This is a genomic window from Bradyrhizobium sp. WSM471, from assembly GCF_000244915.1.
Classification (GTDB): Bacteria; Pseudomonadota; Alphaproteobacteria; order Rhizobiales; family Xanthobacteraceae; genus Bradyrhizobium.
The window spans coordinates 4,358,334-4,379,755 of the sequence record NZ_CM001442.1; the positions used below are offsets into that span (position 1 = coordinate 4,358,334).

At 65.1% G+C, this 21,422-nt stretch carries 20 protein-coding genes; 10 read left to right on the forward strand and 10 right to left on the reverse strand.

Translation table 11 applies throughout. The annotated features are described in order from the left end of the window. Nucleotides 1–166 precede the first annotated feature (166 nt). The 5 genes from BRA471DRAFT_RS19385 (at nucleotide 167) to BRA471DRAFT_RS19405 (ending at nucleotide 6,857) form a co-directional block, all read left to right on the forward strand. A complete protein-coding gene (locus BRA471DRAFT_RS19385) occupies nucleotides 167–346 on the forward strand; it encodes a hypothetical protein (protein ID WP_007610252.1) in 180 nt (59 codons plus the stop codon). A 134-nt stretch (nucleotides 347–480) separates the two neighbouring features. Next, nucleotides 481–1,143 carry a protein-L-isoaspartate O-methyltransferase gene (locus BRA471DRAFT_RS19390; protein ID WP_007610260.1) on the forward strand — a complete coding sequence of 221 codons (663 nt, stop codon included), beginning with the start codon at nucleotides 481–483 and terminating at the stop codon, nucleotides 1,141–1,143. 213 nt (nucleotides 1,144–1,356) lie between these two features. Beyond that, nucleotides 1,357–2,748, forward strand: a complete 1,392-nt coding sequence (locus tag BRA471DRAFT_RS19395) for a TolC family outer membrane protein (protein ID WP_007610265.1) — start codon at nucleotides 1,357–1,359, stop codon at nucleotides 2,746–2,748. Between the two features lie 305 nt (nucleotides 2,749–3,053). Further along, nucleotides 3,054–3,827 (forward strand): PopZ family protein, encoded by a 774-nt coding sequence (locus BRA471DRAFT_RS19400; RefSeq protein ID WP_007610266.1) that lies wholly within the window; start codon nucleotides 3,054–3,056, stop codon nucleotides 3,825–3,827. A gap of 153 nt (nucleotides 3,828–3,980) precedes the next feature. Then, on the forward strand, nucleotides 3,981–6,857 hold the full coding sequence (locus tag BRA471DRAFT_RS19405; protein WP_007610269.1) for a valine--tRNA ligase: 2,877 nt from the start codon (nucleotides 3,981–3,983) through the stop codon (nucleotides 6,855–6,857). A 2-nt stretch (nucleotides 6,858–6,859) separates the two neighbouring features. On the opposite strand, the gene BRA471DRAFT_RS19410 is transcribed toward BRA471DRAFT_RS19405, so the two are convergent. Beyond that, a complete protein-coding gene (locus tag BRA471DRAFT_RS19410) occupies nucleotides 6,860–7,462 on the reverse strand; it encodes a DNA-3-methyladenine glycosylase (RefSeq protein ID WP_007610272.1) in 603 nt (200 codons plus the stop codon). A 130-nt stretch (nucleotides 7,463–7,592) separates the two neighbouring features. On the opposite strand from BRA471DRAFT_RS19410, the gene lipA reads away from it, so the two are divergent. Together lipA and BRA471DRAFT_RS19420 are read left to right on the forward strand one after the other, a co-directional pair. Beyond that, complete coding sequence (lipA, locus tag BRA471DRAFT_RS19415) at nucleotides 7,593–8,549, forward strand: lipoyl synthase (protein ID WP_007591147.1); 957 nt, start codon at nucleotides 7,593–7,595, stop codon at nucleotides 8,547–8,549. Nucleotides 8,550–8,555: 6 nt separating this feature from the next. After that, on the forward strand, nucleotides 8,556–9,026 hold the full coding sequence (locus tag BRA471DRAFT_RS19420; RefSeq protein ID WP_007591145.1) for a type II toxin-antitoxin system RatA family toxin: 471 nt from the start codon (nucleotides 8,556–8,558) through the stop codon (nucleotides 9,024–9,026). A 167-nt stretch (nucleotides 9,027–9,193) separates the two neighbouring features. Here BRA471DRAFT_RS19420 and BRA471DRAFT_RS19425 read toward each other — a convergent pair whose 3' ends face one another. The 8 genes from BRA471DRAFT_RS19425 to BRA471DRAFT_RS19460 all read right to left on the reverse strand — a co-directional run bounded on the left by BRA471DRAFT_RS19425 (nucleotide 9,194) and on the right by BRA471DRAFT_RS19460 (nucleotide 17,030). Next, nucleotides 9,194–10,009 (reverse strand): c-type cytochrome, encoded by an 816-nt coding sequence (locus BRA471DRAFT_RS19425; RefSeq protein ID WP_007610279.1) that lies wholly within the window; start codon nucleotides 10,007–10,009, stop codon nucleotides 9,194–9,196. After that, complete coding sequence (locus tag BRA471DRAFT_RS19430; RefSeq protein ID WP_007610280.1) at nucleotides 10,009–11,631, reverse strand: b(o/a)3-type cytochrome-c oxidase subunit 1; 1,623 nt, start codon at nucleotides 11,629–11,631, stop codon at nucleotides 10,009–10,011. Before BRA471DRAFT_RS19430 ends, BRA471DRAFT_RS19425 begins: the two co-directional genes overlap by 1 nt. Next, nucleotides 11,618–12,193, reverse strand: coding sequence for a cytochrome c oxidase subunit II (locus BRA471DRAFT_RS19435; protein WP_007610282.1), 576 nt, complete (start codon nucleotides 12,191–12,193; stop codon nucleotides 11,618–11,620). Before BRA471DRAFT_RS19435 ends, BRA471DRAFT_RS19430 begins: the two co-directional genes overlap by 14 nt. Further along, the gene (locus tag BRA471DRAFT_RS38970; RefSeq protein WP_007610286.1) at nucleotides 12,190–12,366 is read right to left on the reverse strand and encodes a hypothetical protein; all 177 of its coding nucleotides are present in this window, start codon (nucleotides 12,364–12,366) and stop codon (nucleotides 12,190–12,192) included. Before BRA471DRAFT_RS38970 ends, BRA471DRAFT_RS19435 begins: the two co-directional genes overlap by 4 nt. A gap of 7 nt (nucleotides 12,367–12,373) precedes the next feature. Then, nucleotides 12,374–13,633 (reverse strand): cytochrome c, encoded by a 1,260-nt coding sequence (locus BRA471DRAFT_RS19445; protein ID WP_007610288.1) that lies wholly within the window; start codon nucleotides 13,631–13,633, stop codon nucleotides 12,374–12,376. An 11-nt stretch (nucleotides 13,634–13,644) separates the two neighbouring features. Then, nucleotides 13,645–14,319, reverse strand: coding sequence for a c-type cytochrome (locus BRA471DRAFT_RS19450; RefSeq protein ID WP_167552324.1), 675 nt, complete (start codon nucleotides 14,317–14,319; stop codon nucleotides 13,645–13,647). Between the two features lie 902 nt (nucleotides 14,320–15,221). After that, nucleotides 15,222–15,830 carry a CinA family protein gene (locus BRA471DRAFT_RS19455; protein WP_007610292.1) on the reverse strand — a complete coding sequence of 203 codons (609 nt, stop codon included), beginning with the start codon at nucleotides 15,828–15,830 and terminating at the stop codon, nucleotides 15,222–15,224. A 3-nt stretch (nucleotides 15,831–15,833) separates the two neighbouring features. After that, nucleotides 15,834–17,030 (reverse strand): bifunctional 2-C-methyl-D-erythritol 4-phosphate cytidylyltransferase/2-C-methyl-D-erythritol 2,4-cyclodiphosphate synthase, encoded by a 1,197-nt coding sequence (locus BRA471DRAFT_RS19460; protein ID WP_007610294.1) that lies wholly within the window; start codon nucleotides 17,028–17,030, stop codon nucleotides 15,834–15,836. Between the two features lie 282 nt (nucleotides 17,031–17,312). Here BRA471DRAFT_RS19460 and dusB point away from each other — a divergent pair, with 282 nt between their 5' ends. The 3 genes from dusB to ntrC are packed head-to-tail and all read left to right on the forward strand — an operon-like array spanning nucleotide 17,313 to nucleotide 20,938. After that, on the forward strand, nucleotides 17,313–18,314 hold the full coding sequence (gene dusB, locus BRA471DRAFT_RS19465) for a tRNA dihydrouridine synthase DusB (RefSeq protein WP_035974108.1): 1,002 nt from the start codon (nucleotides 17,313–17,315) through the stop codon (nucleotides 18,312–18,314). Further along, nucleotides 18,311–19,486 (forward strand): nitrogen regulation protein NR(II), encoded by a 1,176-nt coding sequence (locus tag BRA471DRAFT_RS19470; RefSeq protein ID WP_007610298.1) that lies wholly within the window; start codon nucleotides 18,311–18,313, stop codon nucleotides 19,484–19,486. The genes dusB and BRA471DRAFT_RS19470 overlap by 4 nt, the downstream gene beginning before the upstream one ends. A gap of 9 nt (nucleotides 19,487–19,495) precedes the next feature. Continuing rightward, on the forward strand, nucleotides 19,496–20,938 hold the full coding sequence (ntrC, locus tag BRA471DRAFT_RS19475) for a nitrogen regulation protein NR(I) (protein WP_007610301.1): 1,443 nt from the start codon (nucleotides 19,496–19,498) through the stop codon (nucleotides 20,936–20,938). Nucleotides 20,939–21,105: 167 nt separating this feature from the next. On the opposite strand, the gene BRA471DRAFT_RS19480 is transcribed toward ntrC, so the two are convergent. After that, nucleotides 21,106–21,414: a histidine kinase gene (locus BRA471DRAFT_RS19480; RefSeq protein WP_083843247.1), complete on the reverse strand. Its 309-nt coding sequence runs from the start codon at nucleotides 21,412–21,414 to the stop codon at nucleotides 21,106–21,108. Between the last annotated feature and the right edge of the window lie 8 nt (nucleotides 21,415–21,422).

Consider the following 21,422-nt stretch of genomic DNA (forward strand, 5'->3'; position numbering starts at 1 on the left):
TCATTTTCAGTGACTTGCGTCCAGACGCTAATCTGGCGTGCGATCTCGTTGCGGCAAATTCTCAATTACATGTGTACCGTGGCGAGCCGGCATCCACCGGGGCGACGCCAAAACGACTCAATTGAAATCGAGGTTCCAGAGGCGGTCCTTTACGGAGCTGATTCCCATGCGAGACATCCAGGTCGATCGTTCCCAGCTGGCTCCCTCCATTCTGCCGGGGGACGTCCTCGAACTCAGCGACGACGAATGCCTCGCCTGTCTGGCGCGCGCGGTCGAGACCCACGATTCGGCACGGCTGGACGAAGTCGCTGCATTGATCGGCCGCCTCGCGGTCACGATCGAATAGGTCTCGCCCTCGATGTTGCGAGTTGCGGAACGGCCCGATTCGCGGGCCAAAGCCATGTTGCGTTTTCGCAGGGCCTGTTCCAAAGATGCCGCCAACTTTCGTCCGCGGCATCGTCCGCCTTGCAGGGTCCGCAAATGTCCGTTTTCTCGACGGCGCGCCTAAAAATGGTCGATGGCCAGGTGCGCACCAGTGACGTCACCGACCGTCGTGTTCTCGACGCCATGCTCACGGTTCCGCGCGAGGCTTTCGTGCCGGCTAGCCGGCAGGCATTGGCGTATCTCGACCTCGATCTCGACGTCAGCGAGGACGGCGCCAAGCGGTTCCTGATCAAGCCGCAGCTGACCGGCAAGCTGCTCCAGGCCGCCGAGATCGGCGAGGATGACAACGTGCTGGTCGTCGGCTGCGCCACGGGCTATCTCGCCGCGCTGACCGCCAAGCTTGCGCGTCAGGTCATCGCGACGGAATGCGATTCGGCCTTGGCGGCAAAGGCCAACGACGCCTTCGCCGCCCTCGGGCTTGCCAACGTGGCCTGCAAGGCCGCGGCCTGCACCGAGGGTGATGCCGCTGCTGGCCCCTATGATGTGATCGTCCTCAACGGCGCCACCGAGGTGACGCCTTCAGGGCTGCTCGGGCAGCTCAAGGAGGGTGGGCGCCTGGTGGGGGTCTCGGCCGAATCCAGGCCGCCGCGAGCCATGATCGTGACCCATACCCACGGCGAATTCGGCCATCGGGCGCTGTTCGATGCCGCGGCCCCGGTGCTTCCCGGGCTGGAACGGGCCGCCGCCTTCGTCTTCTGACGGCCGATAGCGGCTTTAGCCCATTAAAATCCCGTTCTGAATCAGAAGTGTGGCCGGGATGCTGCACGTGAAGAGTTTCCACCGAGAACCACCCTCAGGTAGTTCCGTCGCGCTTGACCACGTCCTATGTTGCGACGGGGCAACGACTCCACTCGTAGACGGTAACCCAGCTCGCGGGCACGAGCCGGGCGTTAGAATGAACGGAATTTTTGGATGCATGGGGTGAAGCTCTTCACCGGAGCAGCGGTTTCGGTCCTGCTGCTGGCGCTTGCCGCGCCGACGCCTGGCTTGGCGGATACGATCGAGGCTGCGCTGGTGCGCGCCTATCAGAACAATCCGCAGCTCAACGCGCAACGCGCCCAGGTGCGCTCGACCGACGAGAACGTGCCGCAGGCGCTGTCGGGCTATCGGCCCAAGGTCGGGGTCAACCTCAGCACTGGCTATCAATATCAAGATATTCAGCAGCAGCAGAAGGGTCTGCCAATCCATAGCGATCCGCCCCTTCAGCCCAACAGCGCCAGCCTGACTATCAACCAGACGCTCTACAACGGCAATCAGACCGCCAACAGGACGCGCGCGGCGGAGAGCCAGGTCTCGGGGTCCCGCGAGGCGTTGCGCGTGCTCGAGCAGACGGTCCTGTTGCAGGCTGCCACCAGCTACATGGATTATCTTCGTGACTCCGCCACCCTCGAAGTTCAGCGCAGCAACGTGCGCGTGCTCGAACAGACGCTCAAGCAAACCCGCGATCGCTTCAATGTCGGCGAGGTGACGCGCACGGACGTGGCGCAATCCGAAGCGCAGCTCGCGGCCGGCAGGACCCAGGCCCTGACTGCCGAATCGAATCTCACGACGACGCGCGCGAATTTCCGCCGGATCATCGGCAACGAGCCGACGAACCTTGCGCCGGGGTCGCCGGTCGATCGTTTCCTGCCCGGGACGCTCGCCTCCGCCGTCGGTCTCAGCCTGGTGGAGAACCCCAACGTCACGGCCTCGATGTTCGGCATCGACGTCAATTATCTCCAGGTCAAGATCAACGAAGGCGCGCTGCTGCCGACCCTCACGGTTCAGGCTGGCATCACCCAGTCGTACCAGCAGACCCTGACGGTCTTCCGAACGACGACCGCGTCCGCCATTGCGACCGCCTCGGTGCCGATCTATCAGGGGGGCGCTGAATATGCGCTCATCCGCCAATCGAAAGAGAACCTGGCGCAGCAGCGCCTGAATCTCGAAACCACACGTGATCAGACCCGCGCCAACGTCGTGCAGGCCTGGGGCCAGTTGGAAGCCGGCAAGGCGCAGGTGCAGTCCGCGCAGGCGCAGGTTACGGCGTCCGAGATCGCGCTGAACGGCGTGCGCGAGGAAGCCAAGGCCGGCCAGCGCACCACGCTGGACGTGCTCAACGCGCAGCAGGCGCTGGTCAACGCGCGCGTAGCGCTCGTCACTGCCCAGCATGACCGCGTGGTGGCGTCCTATTCGGTGCTCAACGCGGTCGGCCGTCTCGCGCCGCAGGTCCTCGGCCTCAACACCACGGTCTATGATCCCAGCGTTCACTACCAGCAGGTTCGCGACAGCTGGGCCGGCGTACGCACGCCAGACGGACGCTAGTCCCGTAATCACCCGGTCGGCCTCGCAAATAGCCGAAGCCGACCGGTGCTTTGCTTGCAATCATCAAAATCCCTGACATAGCCTTGCCAAGAAGATGCGGGCCGATTCGCTTTGCATCCGATGCCGTGTGCGTAAAGCATGAGGTGCCGAGGGCAGGGGCCGCACCGCTGCACGTTGAGCGGTCATCTGGGGACAAGTCGGGCTGCCGTGACGAAAATGTCGGGCCACCCATCCGGAACCGGCCAATCCTGTCGTGCTTGGTGTAAAACAACGCATGCGAGGGCGTTGATGATGTGGAGTCGGAGATGACGCAGCCTGCAAAGGTCACAGAACCCTCGATGGAGGAGATTCTGGCCTCGATCCGGCGCATCATTGCCGACGATGAGGCCAAGCCGCCGCCGGCGGATGCCGCCAAGCCCGAGAAAGCTGCCGCCCCCGCCGCGCCACCGAAGCCGCAGGCGATCAACGATATTCCGCCATCCAAGGTCGCGCCGCCCAAGCCGGCCGCCGAGAAGCCCGCACCGCCTCCGGCAGCAAAGCCGGCGCCGCCGCCGGCCCCCGCACCCGAGGCGGATGCATCCAACAATCAGGACGATATCGACGCTTTGCTGGCGGGCCTCGACACAGCCACGGCTGCGCCGGAAATCCGTGCTCCCGAACCGGAGCCCGACCCCGAGCCCGATGTGCTGGAATTGACCGACGATATGGCGCTGGCGATGGAGCCGACGCCGCCTCCGCCGCCGCCGAGCTTCCGCAAGGTCGAGCCGCGCGACGATCTCGAATTCGCCGAATCGCCGCCCCCGCGTCCGACGCCGGCATCCTATGCGCCCGTCGACTTCGATGCGCCGCCACTGCCGCCCCAACAGCCGATGCTGGCGCAATCGACGGTCTCCGCGGTCGAATCCGCCTTCAATTCCCTGGCCCACACGGTGCTCAGCAGCAATGCGCGAACGCTGGAGGATCTGGTCAAGGAGATGCTGCGTCCGATGCTGAAGTCCTGGCTGGACGACAATTTGCCGGGCCTCGTCGAACGCATCGTGAAGGCCGAAATCGAGCGGGTATCGCGCGGCGGCAGGTAGATCGGGCCGCAGAGCCCTCATAAAGCCCTGCTTGTGCGTCATATTCGGTCTCCCGACCGGACCGGAAAGCCCTGTTGCCGCCTGGCTTTCCTTTGACCTTTCCGTTGACTTGTCCGTTGACTTGGACCCCGTGCGCGGCTTTCTAACAGCGCCATGATCGAGAAAAATTACCAGCCCGCCGATATCGAAGCCCGCATGTCCGTCGTGTGGGAGGACAGCCTTGCCTTCAAGGCCGGCCGCCCGGACCGCCGCGACGCAGTGCCCTTTACCATCGTGATCCCGCCGCCGAACGTGACGGGCTCGCTGCACATGGGCCACGCCCTCAACAACACGCTCCAGGACATCCTGTGCCGGTTCGAGCGCATGCGCGGCCGCGACGTGCTGTGGCAGCCCGGCACCGACCATGCCGGCATCGCCACCCAGATGGTGGTGGAGCGGCAGCTGATGGAGCGCCAGCAGCCCAGCCGTCGCGAGATGGGCCGCGAGAAGTTTCTGGAGCGGGTCTGGCAGTGGAAGGCCGAGAGCGGCGACACCATCATCAACCAACTCAAGCGGCTCGGCGCCTCCTGCGACTGGTCGCGCGAACGTTTCACCATGGACGAGGGCCTGTCCAAGGCCGTGGTCAAGGTGTTCGTCGAGCTGCACCGCGATGGCCTGATCTACAAGGACAAGCGGCTGGTGAACTGGGACACCAAGCTGCTCACCGCGATCTCCGATCTCGAAGTGCAGCAGACCGAGGTCAAGGGTAGCCTCTGGTACCTGCGCTATCCGATCGAGGGCAAGATTTTCAGCCCCGACGATCCCTCGAGCTTCATCGTCGTTGCCACCACGCGCCCGGAGACCATGCTCGGCGATACCGGCGTCGCCGTGCATCCCGACGACGAGCGTTATCAGAAGCTGGTCGGCAAGAACGTGATCCTGCCGCTGGTCGGCCGCAAGATCCGGATCGTCGCCGACGAATATTCCGATCCGGAGAAGGGCTCGGGCGCGGTGAAGGTGACACCGGCGCACGACTTCAACGATTTCGAGGTCGGCAATCGCCACGGCCTCGCCCGGATCAGCGTCATCGACAAGGAAGGTTGCCTCGATCTCCTCGACAACGAGGATTATCTGCGCGACCTGCCGGAAGGTGCCTCGCAGTTCGCCGAGGAGTTCAACAAGCTCGATCGCTTTGCTGCGCGCAAGCGCATCGTCGAGCGGCTGGAATCGTTCGGCTTCGTCGAGCGGATCGAGCCCCACACCCACATGGTGCCGCATGGCGACCGTTCCGGCACGGTGATCGAGCCCTATCTCACCGACCAATGGTATGTCGACGCCAAGACGCTGGCGAAGCCCGCGATGGCCGCAGTGCGTTCGGGCGAAACCACTTTCGTGCCGAAGAACTGGGAAAAAACCTATTTCGAGTGGATGGAGAACATCCAGCCGTGGTGCATCTCGCGCCAACTCTGGTGGGGCCACCAGATCCCGGCCTGGTACGGTCCTGATGGCAAGGTGTTCGTCGCCGAGACCGAGGAGGAGGCCGTCAGCCACGCCCTCGGCTATTACGTCGAGCAGGAAGTCATCACGGTCGAGCAGGGGCGCGAGATGGCGCTCGACCGCAACAAGCGTGACGGCTTCATCACGCGCGACGAAGACGTGCTCGACACCTGGTTCTCCTCGGCGCTGTGGCCGTTCTCGACCCTCGGCTGGCCCGCAGACGCGCCGGAAGTGCAGCGCTACTACCCGACCAACGCGCTGGTGACCGGCTTCGACATCATCTTCTTCTGGGTCGCCCGCATGATGATGATGGGCCTGCACTTCATGAAGGAGGTGCCGTTCTCGACGATCTACATCCACGCCCTCGTCCGCGACGAGAAGGGCGCCAAGATGTCGAAGTCGAAGGGCAACGTCATCGATCCGCTCAGCCTGATCGACCAATATGGCGCGGACGCGCTGCGCTTCACGCTGGCCGCGATGGCCGCGCAGGGACGCGACATCAAGCTCGCCACCAGCCGCGTCGAGGGCTATCGCAATTTCGCGACCAAGCTCTGGAATGCGTCGCGCTTCGCGGAGATGAACCACTGCGCCGTGCCCGAGGGCTTCGAGCCGGCGAAGGTCAAGGAGACGCTGAACCGCTGGATCGCGCATGAGAGCGCGCACACAACGCGCGAGGTGACCGAGGCGATCGAGGCCTATCGCTTCAATGACGCCGCCGGCAGCATCTACCGCTTCGTCTGGAACGTCTATTGCGACTGGTATCTCGAGCTCGCAAAACCCGTGCTGCTCGGTCCCGATAGCCCTGCCAAGGCCGAGACCCGTGCCATGGTGGCATGGGCGCGCGACGAGATCCTGAAACTGCTTCACCCCTTCATGCCCTTCATCACCGAGGAGCTGTGGGAGGTGACGGCCAAGCGCGACGGTCTGCTCGCGCTGGCACCGTGGCCGCTGAAGCCGGCCGAACCGACGCCGGAGCAGCTTGCGATGCTCGCGGCGACGACGGGGCCGACCGACGCGCTCGTCTCGCCGGTTTGGGTGCTGCCGATCTTCGACCATGCCGACTTCACCGATCCCGCAGCCGAGGCCGAGATCGGCTGGGTCATCGACCTTGTCACGCAGATCCGTTCGGTGCGCGCCGAGATGAACATCCCGCCGGCGACCCTTACGGCGCTGGTGCTCGCAGGCGCCTCGGCCGAGACGAAGGAGCGCGTGCCGCGCTGGAGCGACGTCATCAAGCGCATGGCGCGGCTGTCGGATATCGCCTTCGCCGACCGCGCGCCCGACGGCGCGGTTCAGCTCCTGGTGCGAGGTGAGGTGGCTGCGCTGCCCCTGAAGGGCGTGATCGACGTCGCCGCCGAGCGCACGCGTCTCGACAAGGAGATCGGGAAGGCCGACGCCGACATCAAGCGCGCCGAGTCCAAGCTGGCGAACGAGAAATTCGTGGCCAACGCGGCCGAGGAAGTCGTCGAGGAGGAGCGCGAGAAGCGCGAGGCCGCGCTCGCCCGCAAGGCCAAGCTGCTCGAGGCGCTGGAGCGGCTGAAGCAGGCGTCGTAAGCTTATTTCGGAAACGGCTTGCTGAGGAATTTCGAGCCCCTGGCGCCATAGCGCCAGGGCAGCTCGACCGCCTTGGTGATGCCGATCCGGATGCCGGCCACCACCTCGACGTCCTCCGACCGCGCATGCAGCGCGATCGGCGAACGGTCCAGCGGCAAGGCATTGTGTGCGATGGTGATGCCGAGCGCTTCGGTCAGCTTGCCCGGGCCCGAGCACAACGCGTGCAAATCCTGGAGATGGCGCCGCCGACGCATCGCGGCGATGCCATGGGTCGGCTCCAGCGCGCGGATCAGCACGGCACTGGCCGAGCCCTCTTCCTCGCAGACGAAGTTCACGCACCAGTGGATGCCGTAGGAGCGATAGACATAGGCAAAGCCGGGCGGGCCGAACATCACCTGGTTCCGCGGCGTGGGGCCATTGTAGGAGTGCGCCGCCGGCTCGGTATGATGATAGGCCTCGACCTCGACGATGATCCCACCGACGCCGTCGACCAGCATGGTCGCACCGATCAAGTCGGGCGCGACCTCGTGGACGCTGCGTGCGAAAAAGGCACGCCTCAGCGCTTTGCCGAGCCGGGGTGTGGAAGGTTTCGAGACTGGAGCCATTCGAGGTGAGAATCGCCAGAGAACAGAGCAGGATATTGCCCATATCTGCCATGTTCCCTGAAGCGGGGCGAGCCGGGTTGCGATGCCCGGCCAGACCGATTAGGTAGGACTTGGTCAGGCCGGACACCCCATGGTCGTTATTGTCGATACCATCTCGAACCCGTTGCGCCCACGTCACCCCGAAAAGGTGAACCGGCCCGATTCCGCTTCGCCGCCGAAGCCGGACTGGATCCGCGTACGCGCGCCCAACACGCGCGGCTATGCCGACACCCGCAACATCGTGCGCGCCAACGGCCTGCATACGGTGTGCGAGGAGGCGGGCTGCCCGAATATCGGCGAGTGCTGGGACAAGAAGCACGCGACCTTCATGATCATGGGTGACACCTGCACCCGCGCCTGCGCGTTCTGCAACGTCAAGACCGGCATGCCGAACGCGCTTGACGCCGCCGAGCCGCAGAACGTCGGTGAGGCCGTGGCCAAGCTCGGGCTTGCACATGTCGTCATCACCTCCGTCGACCGCGACGATCTCACTGACGGCGGCGCCGAGCATTTCGCCCAGACCATCCGCGCGATCCGCGCTGCATGCCCCTCGACCACGATCGAAATCCTCACGCCCGATTTCCTGCGCAAGGAGGGAGCGCTGGAGGTCGTCGTCGCGGCGAAGCCCGACGTGTTCAACCACAATCTCGAGACCGTGCCGTCGTGCTATCTCACCGTGCGGCCGGGCGCGCGCTATTTCCATTCGATCCGGCTGCTGCAGCGGGTCAAGGAGCTCGATCCCACCATCTTCACCAAGTCCGGCATCATGGTCGGCCTCGGCGAGGAGCGCCACGAGGTGCAGCAGGTGATGGACGATCTGCGTTCGGCCGATGTCGATTTCCTGACCATCGGGCAATACCTCCAGCCGACCCGCAAGCATCACGCCGTGATGCGCTACGTGCCACCGGACGAGTTTTCGTCCTACGAGAAGGTCGCCTACACCAAGGGCTTCCTGATGGTGTCGGCGAGCCCGCTCACCCGTTCGTCGCATCATGCCGGCGAGGATTTTGCGAAACTGAAAGCCGCGCGGGCAGCAAGCGCCCGCTGAATCGCCATGCCCAATTTTTCGAGCAAGCGCCGTGTCGATCACAGCGCGTCCGAGATGTTTGATCTGGTCGCCGACGTCGAGCGCTACCCGGAATTCGTGCCGCTGTGCAGCGCGCTGAAGGTCCGACAGCGCATGGCGAAACCCGACGGCACCGAGGTGCTGGTCGCGGACATGACGGTGTCGTTCAAGCTGGTCAGGGAATCCTTCACGAGCCGCGTGACGCTCGACCGCGCCAACTTGAAGATCCTGGTCGAATATCTGCAAGGTCCTTTCAGCAATCTGGAAAACCGCTGGACGTTCGAGCCCAAAGGCGAGAGCGTTTGCGATGTCGGTTTCTTCCTCGCCTACGAGTTCAAGAGCCGCATGCTGGCGCTCCTGATGGGTTCGATGTTCGACGCCGCATTCGCGCGATTTTCCATCGCGTTCGAGAAGCGGGCGGATGCGATCTACGGACGGCGGAAGCTGGCGTCGTCGTAGTGGTTGCGGACGGGCACGCTCTCGTGTCCCGGACGCGGTGCAGCGCATAGCGCTGCTCCGCAGAGCCGGGACCCACGCCGCACCGACGGCTCGGAAGCATGGGCCCCGGCTCTGCAGCGCACCGCTGAAGGGGCGCTGCGCTGCATCCGGGGCACGAACTCCTAGCTTCAATCCACCGCCTTCACGACATCCGGCGGCTGCGAGGCATAGTACGCTGCGGCCTGCTCGATTTCCTCCGGGGTCATCGCACGCGCGATGTTGCGCATCTGCTGGCTGATGTCGTTGCGACGCTCGCCGGAGGCGAAGGCCTGCAGCTGCGCCTTCATGTAGGCTTCGGATTGGCCTTCGAGCCACGGGCTGCCGGTCTTGTTGTCGAGGCTGCCGTGGCAGGCGCCGCAGGGCGCGATGCCGCGCATCGGTGCGCCGTAGATCACGATGTTTGGCTTCGGCAGTTGCGGCGTCGGGTGATAGGCCGGCAGCCGCGGCAGGTAGGCGTAATAGTTCGAGAGATCCGCGATCTCCTGGTCCGTCAAATTGACGGCGAATGGCGACATCACCGCATTGGCGCGCGCGGCGGTGCGGAAATCATGCAGCTCCTTGTAGATCACGGCGGCATACTGGCCCGCGAGATTGGGCGAGTCCGCGCGGCTGACACCCGTCGGGCCATGGCAGATCGCGCAGCGCTGCGCCAGCGTGGCACCGCGGCCGATCGCCTCCTGGCTCGGGCGTGCCAGAGTGTTCGACGTCAGCACGACCCCCGACAGGCGCTTGGTCTGCTCCGGCGCGGTCACGTTTGCCGCGCGCTGCGGCAGGCCGGCAGCGCTGCAGATTGCGTCCCAGACGTTGGCGAACTGAACCCAGGGCTGCGCAAACGGCAGCACGAGGAAGCCTGCAATCGCCGTGACGATCAGGATCGCGGCTGTGATGACCACACTCGTCTTGAAATGACGATTGGTGAGGGTGAAGAGCTCGCGCGTGCTCATCACTGCGCTCCCACATAAACGGCCGGCACAGAGGTGCCCTCGGTCAGGGCCAGATTCAGGATCGGATAGCCGTAATTGGTGAGAGTGAGGGCGATCATCAACGCCACCCACAGCGCATGGGTGTTGAGCGCGACCGGGACCGTTGTGGGCTGATGCACGGCCAACGCGAAGCGATAGGGGCCGGCGTCGACCTGCGGCGCACGCATGGCGCGGGCCAGGATCAGGATGAACATGATGCCCGACGCCAGCAGGATGAAGCCGCCGATTGCCGAGAGGGTGACCGAAAGTGCCTGCGGGGCGATGGCGGGATCGCCGAAGTCGAAATAGGCCATGCGGCGCGGCATGCCGAGAATGCCGACCCAGTGCCAGGGAAAGGTCGTGACGATCATGCCGATGAACCACAGCCAGAGCTGGGTGCGGATCAGGCGGACATCGATCAGCTCGCGCCCGGTCAGATGCGGCCACAGATCGTAGGCGATCGCAAAATACATGATCACGATGGCGCCGCCGAAGATCAGGTGGAAATGGCCGGTGATCCACTGCGTGTTGTGGATCGACGCATCGAGCTGATAGCTCATGTTGATGAGGCCGCCAGCGCCGCCGAAGCCGAGCATGACGAAGGAAAAAGCGAGGGCCAGCATCATCGGATTGTCCCAGGGCAGGGCCCTGATCCAGCCGAACATGCCGCGGCCGCCGCGCAGGCGGGCCGCGATCTCGACCGAGGCGCAGATCGTGAACACGGTCAACAGCGTCGGCAGCGCGACCAGCGCGGTGAACGCCGAATGGATGAACTTGAAGCCGGCGCCGACCTGCGGATCGGCAAAGGTGTGGTGCATGCCGATCGGCATCGCGACCACCAGGAAGAGGATGAAGGAGATCCGCGCCATGCTGTCGGAATAGATGCGGCCGCCGATCGCGCGCTGCACGATGGTGTAATAGGCGATGTAGGTCGGCATCAGCCAGAAATAGACGATGGCATGCAGCGTCCAGGAGAAGAACACGCGCGCAAGGCCGGCGTCGATGGTGGCCTTCAGTCCGGAGGCGACCGGAATGATCTGCAGCAGCAGCTCGAGCGCGGCGCCGACCGCGGTCCAGGCCCACAGATACGAACCCGCGACATTGGCGAACATTGCGAGCGGCACCGGCGCGCCGGGATGGGCTTTCCGCCAGACGCGCAGATTGAGCGACATCAACGCGACCCAGATCCAGGAGCCGACCACGACCAGCACGACGCCGAGGTAGTAGAAGACGTTGCCGATCAGCGGCGGATAGAAGGTGTAGAGCACCGAGGCGCGGCCGAGCCCGACCGGGACCATCGCCATGATCGCGCCGACCACAATCAGCCAGAATCCCGCCCAGGCCAATCGCACGCCGACCAGCCGCTGCTCCAGCGCGGATTCGCTGATGGCATAGCCAAAGCCCATCGCGACCAGGGTCGGGAAGACGTAGCCCATCACCGTGCCGTGCGCGGTCAGCGAGCGGTAATAGAGCTCGGGATTGGACAGCCATGTGCCGATCGGGCTGCGGATGAACATCTGCCAGGCGCCGAGCGTGAGCGCGATGCCGAACACGACGAAGGCCAGCCAGAAATGAGCGAGGATGAGCTTTCTATTGACCAACACAGCTCAGCCTCCCGCCGCCCTTCGCGCGGTTCGCGAAGTCAGTCTTGTCGATCACCTTGACCTTGCCCCACATGCCCTCGTGGCCGAAGGAGCAAAACTCCTGGCAAGGCATCAGATAGTCGCCGCTCTTCGTAAAGCGCATGAGCTGCTCGGAGATGTAGCCCGGCACCAGCATGGTGTTGACGTTGGTGCCCTGGATCAGGATGCCGTGGACGACGTCTGCGCTGGTGGCGCGCAGCGTGATCGGCGTGTCCACGGGCACCACGATGCAGGCCGGCGTGAAGGAATATTGCTGCCCGATCGCGCGCACGGTCACATTGCCGTTGGCTTCCAGCACGCTGCCGAGATTGCTTTCGACGAACTCGCCGGTCAAATGCAGCCGCGAGGGATCGGTGGTCTCGACGCGAGGTTGCGGCATGGTCGCGCGATGGATGCCGGCGAACGCCGCCAGCAGCGCCATCATCACGACGATGATCACGGCGATGGTGGCCCAGCGCCGCTCGACGCGGGCTGCGACCTCGGCGCTGGCGCTGCCGTTGCTGTGGGCTCCCTCGGCGCTCATTGCAGCGAGCCGCGCGGCAGGAACACGAACAGATAGAAGGCGAACCACATTGCCACCACGCAGGCCGTGGCGATGCCGGCGACCACGATCGCGCCGGACGGTCCCTGCGCCACGACTTCCTCGACGGCCTGGTCGGCGGCGGCTGGGCTGGTCGGCGGATCGGAGTTGAACATGGGGCCCTCAGTTCAGCGATGCCGAGCGCAGCTCGTTGGCCTCGCGCGCCGAGACCGGCGTGCCGCGATTGCCCCAGGCGGTGCGGATGTAGGAGACGACGGCGGCGACCTCGTTGTCGGAGAGGAGGCCGGCGAAGGGCGGCATGCCGTAGGGCATCGGATTGCCCTTGGTGCCCGGCGGATAGCCGCCATTGAGCACCATGCGGATCGGGTTGACCGCCGACTGCATTTCGATCGACTGGTTGTTAGCGAGCGGCGGCCAGTGCGGTGGCTTGCCCTCGCCCTGCGCACCATGACAGCTCGCGCAGTTCTTGTCGTAAACGGTCTTGCCGAGGCTGATCAGAAGGCTGCTCTCGCTGGTCGGCAGCGCCGAGCTCGCGGCCGGCGGAGGTGAGGGCTCCGCGATACCCTTGAGGTACACCGCCATCGCCCGGGTGTCCTCGTCGTTGAGATATTGCAGGCTGTTGTGCACGACCTCGGCCATCGGGCCGTAGACCACGCCGCGCATGGAGACGCCGGTCTGGAGCAGATCCGTGATGTCCTTGATGCTCCAGTCGCCGAGCCCGGCCTCACGGTTTGACGTCAGCGAGGGCGCGTACCAGTTCTGCATCGGAATCAGGCCGCCCTTGAAGGCGTCGGATTGCGAGGTGCCGCCGAGCGCGTTGATCGGCGAATGGCACATGCCGCAATGGCCGAGGCCCTCGACCAGATAGGCGCCGCGATTCCATTCCGCCGACTTTTTCGGATCGGGCTTGAACTCGCCCTCGCTGAAGAACAGCGTGCGCCAGCCGAGGATGAGCTGGCGGTTGTCGTAAGGGAAACGCAATTCGTGCGGCTTGTTCTTCTGGTTCACCGGCGCAATCGAGCGCAGATAGGCGAAGATCGCGTCGCTGTCGGCGCGCGTGACCTTGGTGTATGACGCAAACGGCATCGCCGGGTAGATCAAGCCGCCACCGGGAAAGCGGCCGCTGTGCATGGTCTTGTAGAAGTCGTCGCCGCTCCATTTGCCGATGCCGGTCTCCGGATCGGGCGTGATGTTGGAGGTGTAGAGTGTGCCGAACGGGGTCGGCATGGCACGGCCGCCGGCAAACAGACGGCCTTCCGGTGCGGTGTGGCAGGCGGTGCAATCGCCGGCACGGGCCAGATATTCGCCGCGCGAGATGACGTCACCAGTCTTGTCCTTGTCCTGCGCTGCTGCTGCCGTGGTGAACGCGGCGAGGGCGAGCAACTTCATGGAAAGGAGCTTGATCGACAATTTGAAGCCCATCATCCGCCTCGTCAGTTGGGCTGGCTACCGCAGCCGAATGGCAGCGCGTAGGTGCCTTTAGGCACGGGGGCTGGGTTGGTTGGGGCAGGCCGCGTCGCAAGCCACGCTGCGACGGCGGTGACGTCCGCCTCGGTCAGGTGACCGGCGACGAGCTGCATGCAATCAGGTGATTTCGCGGTACGGGTGCCATAACGCCAGCCGCCGAGCTGGGCGCTGATATAATTGGCGCGCAAGCCCAGCAGGCCGGGGATGCCCGGCTGCATGCCCGTCAGTCCCGGGCCATGGCAGCTCACGCAAGCCGGAATGTTGCGGCCGGCATCGCCGCTGGTGGCGAGCAGCTCACCGTGCGCGAGGACGTCCTTGCTCACTTCGCTCGGCGCGGGCTGAGGCAGCGGCGGGTGCTCGCTGGCAAAATATTCGGCCATCGCCTCCAGGTAGGCATCAGGCAGGAATTCCAGCAGATAATTCATCGGCGGGTATTTGCGCCGGCCGCTGCGGAAAGCGAGGAGCTGGTTGTAGAGATAACCGGCCGGCTTGCCGGCAAGCCGCGGGAAATAGACGTCGCTGGTGCCTTCGCCCTTGTTGCCGTGACAGGGCGTGCAAGCCTCGACGCGCGCCGCCATCGTATCCGGCGGCTGGCTGGCGGTTTGCGCGGTCGCACCGTCGAGGGCGGCGATGACGGCCAAGGCAGTAACGGCGACTGCCGCAGCAGTGTAGCGAGCGAACACTCTCGTCGCCCTCCAGGGGCTGGCCGGGTTGATTCCCGGTCACAACGTAGAGCGGCATTATTGCGCCAATATAGTCGTGTGCAAGACGGCAAGGCGCCAATGACGTTTGCTCGCGGTTGCACATTTGCGATCCCGATCGGTTTCGACAAAGTTTGCGTGCATTTTGAAAAGCAGACACAGGATTGCAGTCTCGCGACGAATCTCGCCCGAGCTTTGCTTCGTCGCGTACACCCTCCTCGTCAGAGGGCGCAGGGAAGACCGGGTGCCGGCTGGCACCCACGGTCCACTGTGCGAAGGTTGCGCTACAAGAGGCTGCACAGCGGCATACAGGTGAAGCCCAACACACGGCCTTCCCTGCGCAGTGGTTTGACGGCTTATGCCGAGCTCTCCCCGGGGAGCGATGCACTATTGCCCCCGTTGCCTTGCGGATGGCTGATGCGGATGTCCGGTCGGGCAGCCCACATCACCACAAGACTTGACGCACAGACCCCGGGCGTCAGGACGACACGGTTTTGCCGTACGCTGTCAGCACCGGTCGTGTGCGCGACGCCTTCGCTCACGGTTTTGCCGCCCTGCGAAGCCCTTCGCGCCGATGCTGCCCGCGTCCACCGCAGCCCATCCCACGTTTCGTGACGATCGCGATACGCCCCTCTGACCGGGATGAGGTGGCGGGATGAATACGCCAAAGCCGAATTTCGGTAAAGTGGAATATTTTTGCGAGGTCAGATTGACCTGAGGTTTGTGTGTTTTGCCCGACGGGCAACGCAAGGGATTGTAGCCCGGATGGAGCAGCGCAATCCGGGGCCCCGTATCCGCGGAACGAATCCCGGATTGCGCTGCGCTCCATCCGGGCTACGGGATCACCCCCGCGGCGACCGAGGCGGCCTGCGCTTCGCTGCATGCCGCCGCGGCGAGCGTGTCACGCGGGGGCGCAGGCGGGTTACCGCGGCTTCACGGCGCGGCTTGGCCTGGGCTGGGCCGCGGGCGAGATCCATCAGCATGCGTAGCGCCTCGACCACGGAGCGCTGTCGCACGGCGGTGCGGCCGATGGCGCCAAAGCGATGCTCGCGGTGGACGATGCGGCCGTCACGCGCGGCGGCTGCGAAGTGGACGAGGCCAACCGGCTTGCCTGGCGTGGCGCCGCCGGGGCCGGCTATGCCGGTGATGGCAACCGCAAGATCGACGCCGGCACGCTCCAGCGCACCGACTGCCATGGCTGTCGCGGTCTCCTTGCTGACGGCGCCAAAATTCGCAAGCGTGCTTGCCTCGACCCCGAGCATCGCGCGCTTGGCATCGTTGGAGTAGGTGACAAAGCCGCGATCGATGACATCTGACGAACCGGGGATGTCGGTCAGCGCGCCCGCGACGAGGCCGCCGGTGCAGGACTCGGCGGTCGCGATCGTCAGCTTGCGCATCCGGCACAGATCGAGCAGCGAGCGGGAGAGGGCGCGTGCGTCGCTGCCGGCCATGGCCTAGACACTCCAAATCTTCTCGTTAAACGGCAAGCGGATGGTGGCGCTCGCGGTGGCCGCGATGCCTTCCTCGCGGCCGGTGAAGCCGAGCCGCTCGCTGGTGGTCGCCTTGACCGCGACGCGGGAGATGTCGACGCCGGAAATCTCGGCGATGCGCGCGCGCATGGTGTCGCGCAAGGGACCGATCTTCGGCCGCTCGCAGATCATGGTCACCTCGAGATTGGCGATGCGGCCGCCGCGCTGGGTGACGCGCTCGATGGCGTATTGCAAAAACTGGTCGGAGGATGCGCCCTTCCACTTCGCGTCGCTGGGCGGAAAGTGCGATCCGATGTCGCCGTCGGCGAGCGCGCCGAGGATGGCGTCGACCAGCGCATGCAGGCCGACATCGCCGTCGGAATGGGCCAGGAAGCCCTTGGTGTGCGGCACGCGGACGCCGCAGATCATGAGATGGTCGCCCTCGCCGAAGGCGTGGACGTCATAGCCCGTGCCGGTCCTGATGTCGCCGAGCAGGCTGGCCAGCCGCGCTTCCTCGCGCACGAAATCCTCGGGAGTGGTGAGCTTCATATTGGCAACATCGCCTTCAAAGGTTGCAACCGTCAATCCCGCCCATTCGGCAATCGCGGCATCGTCGGTGAAATCGCTGCGCCCGTCCTTGGCCGCGCGACGATGCGCTTCGAGGATGACGTCGAAGCGAAACGATTGCGGCGTCTGTGCGATCCGCAACCGCGCCCGGTCCGGCGTGTCCTCGACATTGCCGTTCTCGCCGGTGACCTTGATGGTGTCGGTGACGGGAACGACGGGGATCGCGGCGCCGGTGCGGCTGGCCGCATCGATCGCGCGGGTGATCACGCCTTCCGAAACGAAGGGGCGCGCGGCGTCGTGGATCAGCACGATGTCGGGCTTGTGCCTGGCGAGCGCTTCGAGGCCGGCGAGGACCGAGGCCTGCCGGGTCGCGCCGCCATGGACCGGCGCCTCGTGGCTGAGCCCTGCGACTGCCGCGGTAAACATGGCGCTGTCGTCGGGGTTCACGACCGGCTGAACCGCGAACACGTCCGCATGACGGCTGAAGGCCTCCATGGCGCGATAGATCACCGGCACGCCGCCGATCTCGCGATATTGCTTGGGGCCACCGGCGCCTGCGCGCAGGCCGCGTCCGGCCGCGACGAGGACGACTGCGGTGCGCTGTGATTTCGCCATAGGACTCAAATACTCATTTGATGATGAAGAGAGTCGGGGGGTGGGGTGATTGCCGCATGCCTCTAGCACGGCAGGCCCGCAAAAAAAGGGGGTTTCCCTGGATTGTGGGAAACAGCATTTTGCTGCACTGCACTTGAAAGATCGGCAGAACTGTCTAAACTGTAGGCATGACGCTTGACTGCACAAGAATTGTGCGCAAGATAGGTCATGGCAGGCGCGATGAGGCGCTGCCAACGCAACGAGACCCCTGTGACCGGCTCGGCAGTATCTGGCTCTAAGCCATTGAAGATAGGCGATATTGATGTCGCCACCCCGGTCTTCCTGGCGCCGATGTCGGGGGTGACTGACTCGCCCGTCCGCCGGCTGGCCGCGGAGTTGGGCGCCGGTCTGGTGGTGTCCGAAATGACGGCCAGCGACGAACTCGCCAATGGCCATCATATGTCCCGGTTGCGCTGCGAAGCCACGGGCATCGGTCCGCACGTGGTCCAGCTCGCCGGCTGTGAGACGCATTGGATGGCGGAGGGCGCCCGGATCGCTGAAGCCGAAGGCGCCGACATCATCGACATCAACATGGGCTGTCCGGCCCGCCACGTCACCGGCGGCCAGTCCGGCTCCGCCTTGATGCGCGACCTCGACCACGCCGTCAGCCTGATCGAAGCGACGATCGCGGCGGTGAAGGTACCGGTGACGCTGAAGATGCGGCTCGGCTGGGACGACCGCACCCGCAACGCGCCGGAACTGGCGCGGCGCGCGCAGGCATCAGGCATCAAGCTCGTCACCGTGCACGGCCGCACCCGCTGCCAGTTCTACAAGGGCGAGGCCGATTGGGACGCGATCCGCGCCGTACGCGAGGCCATCTCCATTCCGCTCGTCGTCAATGGCGACATCACCACTTTCGAGAAGGCGCTTGCGGCGTTAGAGGCCTCCGGTGCCGATGCTGTGATGATCGGCCGAGGCGCGCAGGGCCAGCCCTGGCTGCCCGGCCAGATCGGCCGGCGCCTCAAGGGCGGGGCGGCGGAGGCCACGCCGTCGCTCGAGACGCAGCTGCATTATGTCCGCACGCTTTATGAAGGCGTCTGCGCGCTGTACGGCCTGCGCATCGGACTGCGGCACGCGCGGAAACATCTGGGCTGGGCCCTCGACGTCGCGGCCGATGTGAGCCGCGCCCCGGCCGGGAAGCTGAAATCCTGGCGCCAGAAAATCCTCACCTCGGAGGATCCGCGCCTCGTCCACCGGTCACTGCAAGATGCCTTCGACGACTTTGCATGGAGCGCCGCTGCATGAGCTCAGCCGCTGAACATCGTCGGCCCGTTGCGTCCGACAGCGATGCCATCCTGGACGCATTGCCCAATCCCATGCTCATGATCGGGCCGGACGGCAAGATCGTCGCCGCCAACATCGCGACCGAAGCCTTCTTCGATATCTCGACGCAGTTCTTGAAGCGGCAGTCGCTGAAAGAGCTGGTGCCGTTCGGCAGCCCGTTGCTGGCGCTGATCGACCAGGTGCGTTCGTCGAACGCGCCGGTCAACGAGTACAAGGTCGATCTGGGCACGCCGCGCATGGGCGGAGACCGCCAGGTCGATCTGCATGTGGCCCCGGTGACGGAACGGCCCGGCCATATCGTGGTGATGCTCCAGGAGCGCTCCATCGCCGACAAGATGGACCGCCAGCTCACCCATCGCAGCGCCGCGCGCTCGGTGATCGCGCTCGCCGCGATGCTGGCGCATGAAATCAAGAACCCGCTCTCCGGCATCCGCGGCGCGGCGCAGCTCCTGGAGCAGCAGGCCTCTTCGGAAGACCGCATGCTGACGCGGCTGATCTGCGACGAGGCCGACCGCATCGTGACGCTGGTCGACCGCATGGAGGTGTTCGGCGACGAGCGCCCTGTGGTGCGCGGCCCCGTCAACATTCATTCGGTGCTCGATCACGTCAAACGGCTGGCGCAGTCCGGCTTTGCCCGCAACATCCGCTTCATCGAGGACTACGATCCCTCGCTGCCGCCCGTGCTGGCGAACCAGGACCAGCTCATCCAGGTGTTCCTCAACCTCGTGAAGAACGCCGCCGAAGCGCTGATCGACGTTTCCGACGGCGAAATCCAGCTCACCACAGCATTCCGCCCCGGCGTGCGCCTGTCAGTCCCCGGTCAAAAATCCCGTGTATCCCTGCCGCTCGAATTCTGCGTGAAGGACAATGGACCAGGCGTGCCGGACGATCTTCTGCCCAACCTGTTCGATCCCTTCGTCACCACCAAGCAGACCGGCTCGGGTCTGGGTCTCGCGCTGGTCGCAAAGATCATCGGGGATCACGGGGGCATCATCGAATGCGAATCTCAGCCGCGGAAGACCACCTTCCGCGTGCTGATGCCGATGTATTCCACATCGGTGAAACATGCCGATCAAAGCAGTCGCGACGGCTCTGCCGGGAAGTCGTCGTCTGCGTCACAGGGGGCAAAATGAGGATTAACGATGCCCGCAGGTAGCATTCTCGTTGCTGATGACGACACCGCCATCCGCACGGTTCTCAATCAGGCACTTTCGCGCGCCGGCTACGAAGTGCGGCTGACCGGCAATGCCGCGACGCTGTGGCGATGGGTCAGCCAGGGGGAGGGCGATCTCGTCATCACCGACGTGGTGATGCCCGACGAGAACGCGTTCGACCTGTTGCCGCGGATCAAGAAGATGCGGCCGAATTTGCCTGTCATCGTCATGAGCGCGCAAAACACCTTCATGACGGCGATCCGCGCCTCCGAGCGCGGGGCGTACGAATATCTGCCAAAGCCCTTCGACCTGAAGGAGCTGATCGCCATCGTCGGCCGCGCGCTGGCCGAGCCGAAGGAGCGGGTCTCGACGCCGAACGAGGACGCCGAGATGGAGGCGATCCCGCTGGTCGGCCGCTCGCCGGCGATGCAGGAAATCTATCGCGTGCTGGCGCGCCTGATGCAGACCGACCTCACCGTGATGATCACGGGCGAATCCGGTACCGGCAAGGAGCTGGTGGCGCGGGCGTTGCACGACTACGGCAAGCGCCGCAACGGCCCGTTTGTCGCGGTCAACATGGCGGCGATCCCGCGCGACCTGATCGAGTCGGAACTGTTCGGCCACGAGCGCGGCGCCTTTACCGGCGCCAACACCCGCGCCTCCGGCCGGTTCGAGCAGGCCGAGGGCGGCACGCTGTTCCTGGACGAGATCGGCGACATGCCGATGGAGGCGCAGACCCGCCTGCTGCGCGTGCTTCAGCAGGGCGAATACACCACGGTCGGCGGCCGCACCCCGATCAAGACCGACGTGCGCATCGTCGCGGCTTCCAATAAGGACCTGCGCGTCCTGATCCAGCAGGGCCTGTTCCGCGAAGATCTGTTCTTCCGCCTCAACGTCGTGCCGTTGCGGCTGCCGCCCTTGCGCGAGCGCATCGAGGATCTGCCCGATCTCATCCGTCATTTCTTCGCGCTGGCGGAGAAGGACGGACTGCCGCCGAAGAAGCTCGACACGCTGGCGCTGGAGCGGATGAAGCAGCACCGCTGGCCGGGCAACGTGCGCGAGCTCGAGAACCTCGCCCGCCGTCTCGCGGCACTCTATCCGCAGGACGTGATCACGGGCTCCGTCATCGACGGCGAGCTGGCGCCACCCACGGTCAGCCCGGGTGCCGCAGTCCAACATGGCGTCGACAATCTCGGCGGCGCCGTGGAAGCGTATCTCTCCTCGCACTTCCAGGGCTTCCCAAACGGCGTGCCGCCGCCGGGCCTCTATCACCGCATCCTGAAGGAGATCGAGGTGCCGCTGCTCACGGCCGCGCTCGCGGCGACCCGCGGCAACCAGATCCGTGCCGCCGATCTGCTCGGCCTCAACCGCAACACGCTGCGGAAGAAGATCCGGGATCTCGATATCCAGGTGTATCGGAGCGGGGGCTAGCCTTCCCGCAACCGACGGTGGCTCAGCTCCCCTATCAAGCGGAGCTGAGCCTGTCCGGTTCGCGTTGGCCGTTGTGGCTGACGCGGTGAGCAGAAGTCCCGATGGGACCGAAACGTTCCTCCGGAACATTCATATGGTGATTTCAGCCGCGGGACGCGGCCCCAGACCTATCTGACAAACCGGCCTGCTACCTGTATCGCGCTGGCAACGTTCGCATTGGGCTCCTGCACCCCGAGACCATTGACCAGCAGATCCGCCGCCACGATCAGCAGCAGCACGGCCGACACCATCATTGCGAGAAAGAACTTGTGCATCCCGGTCAAGCCGTGAGGGCTGGAATCCGTTCCGGCATCCGGCATGTCGCTGTGGATGCGCGGGTCGGTCGCGGCGGTGGCGCCGCGGAATTGTCGCAATTCGGCAACAATGTGGTACGAATACATCAGTATCCGCCCGCCGCGGACCTCCGTTTTCAGCACCCATTGCC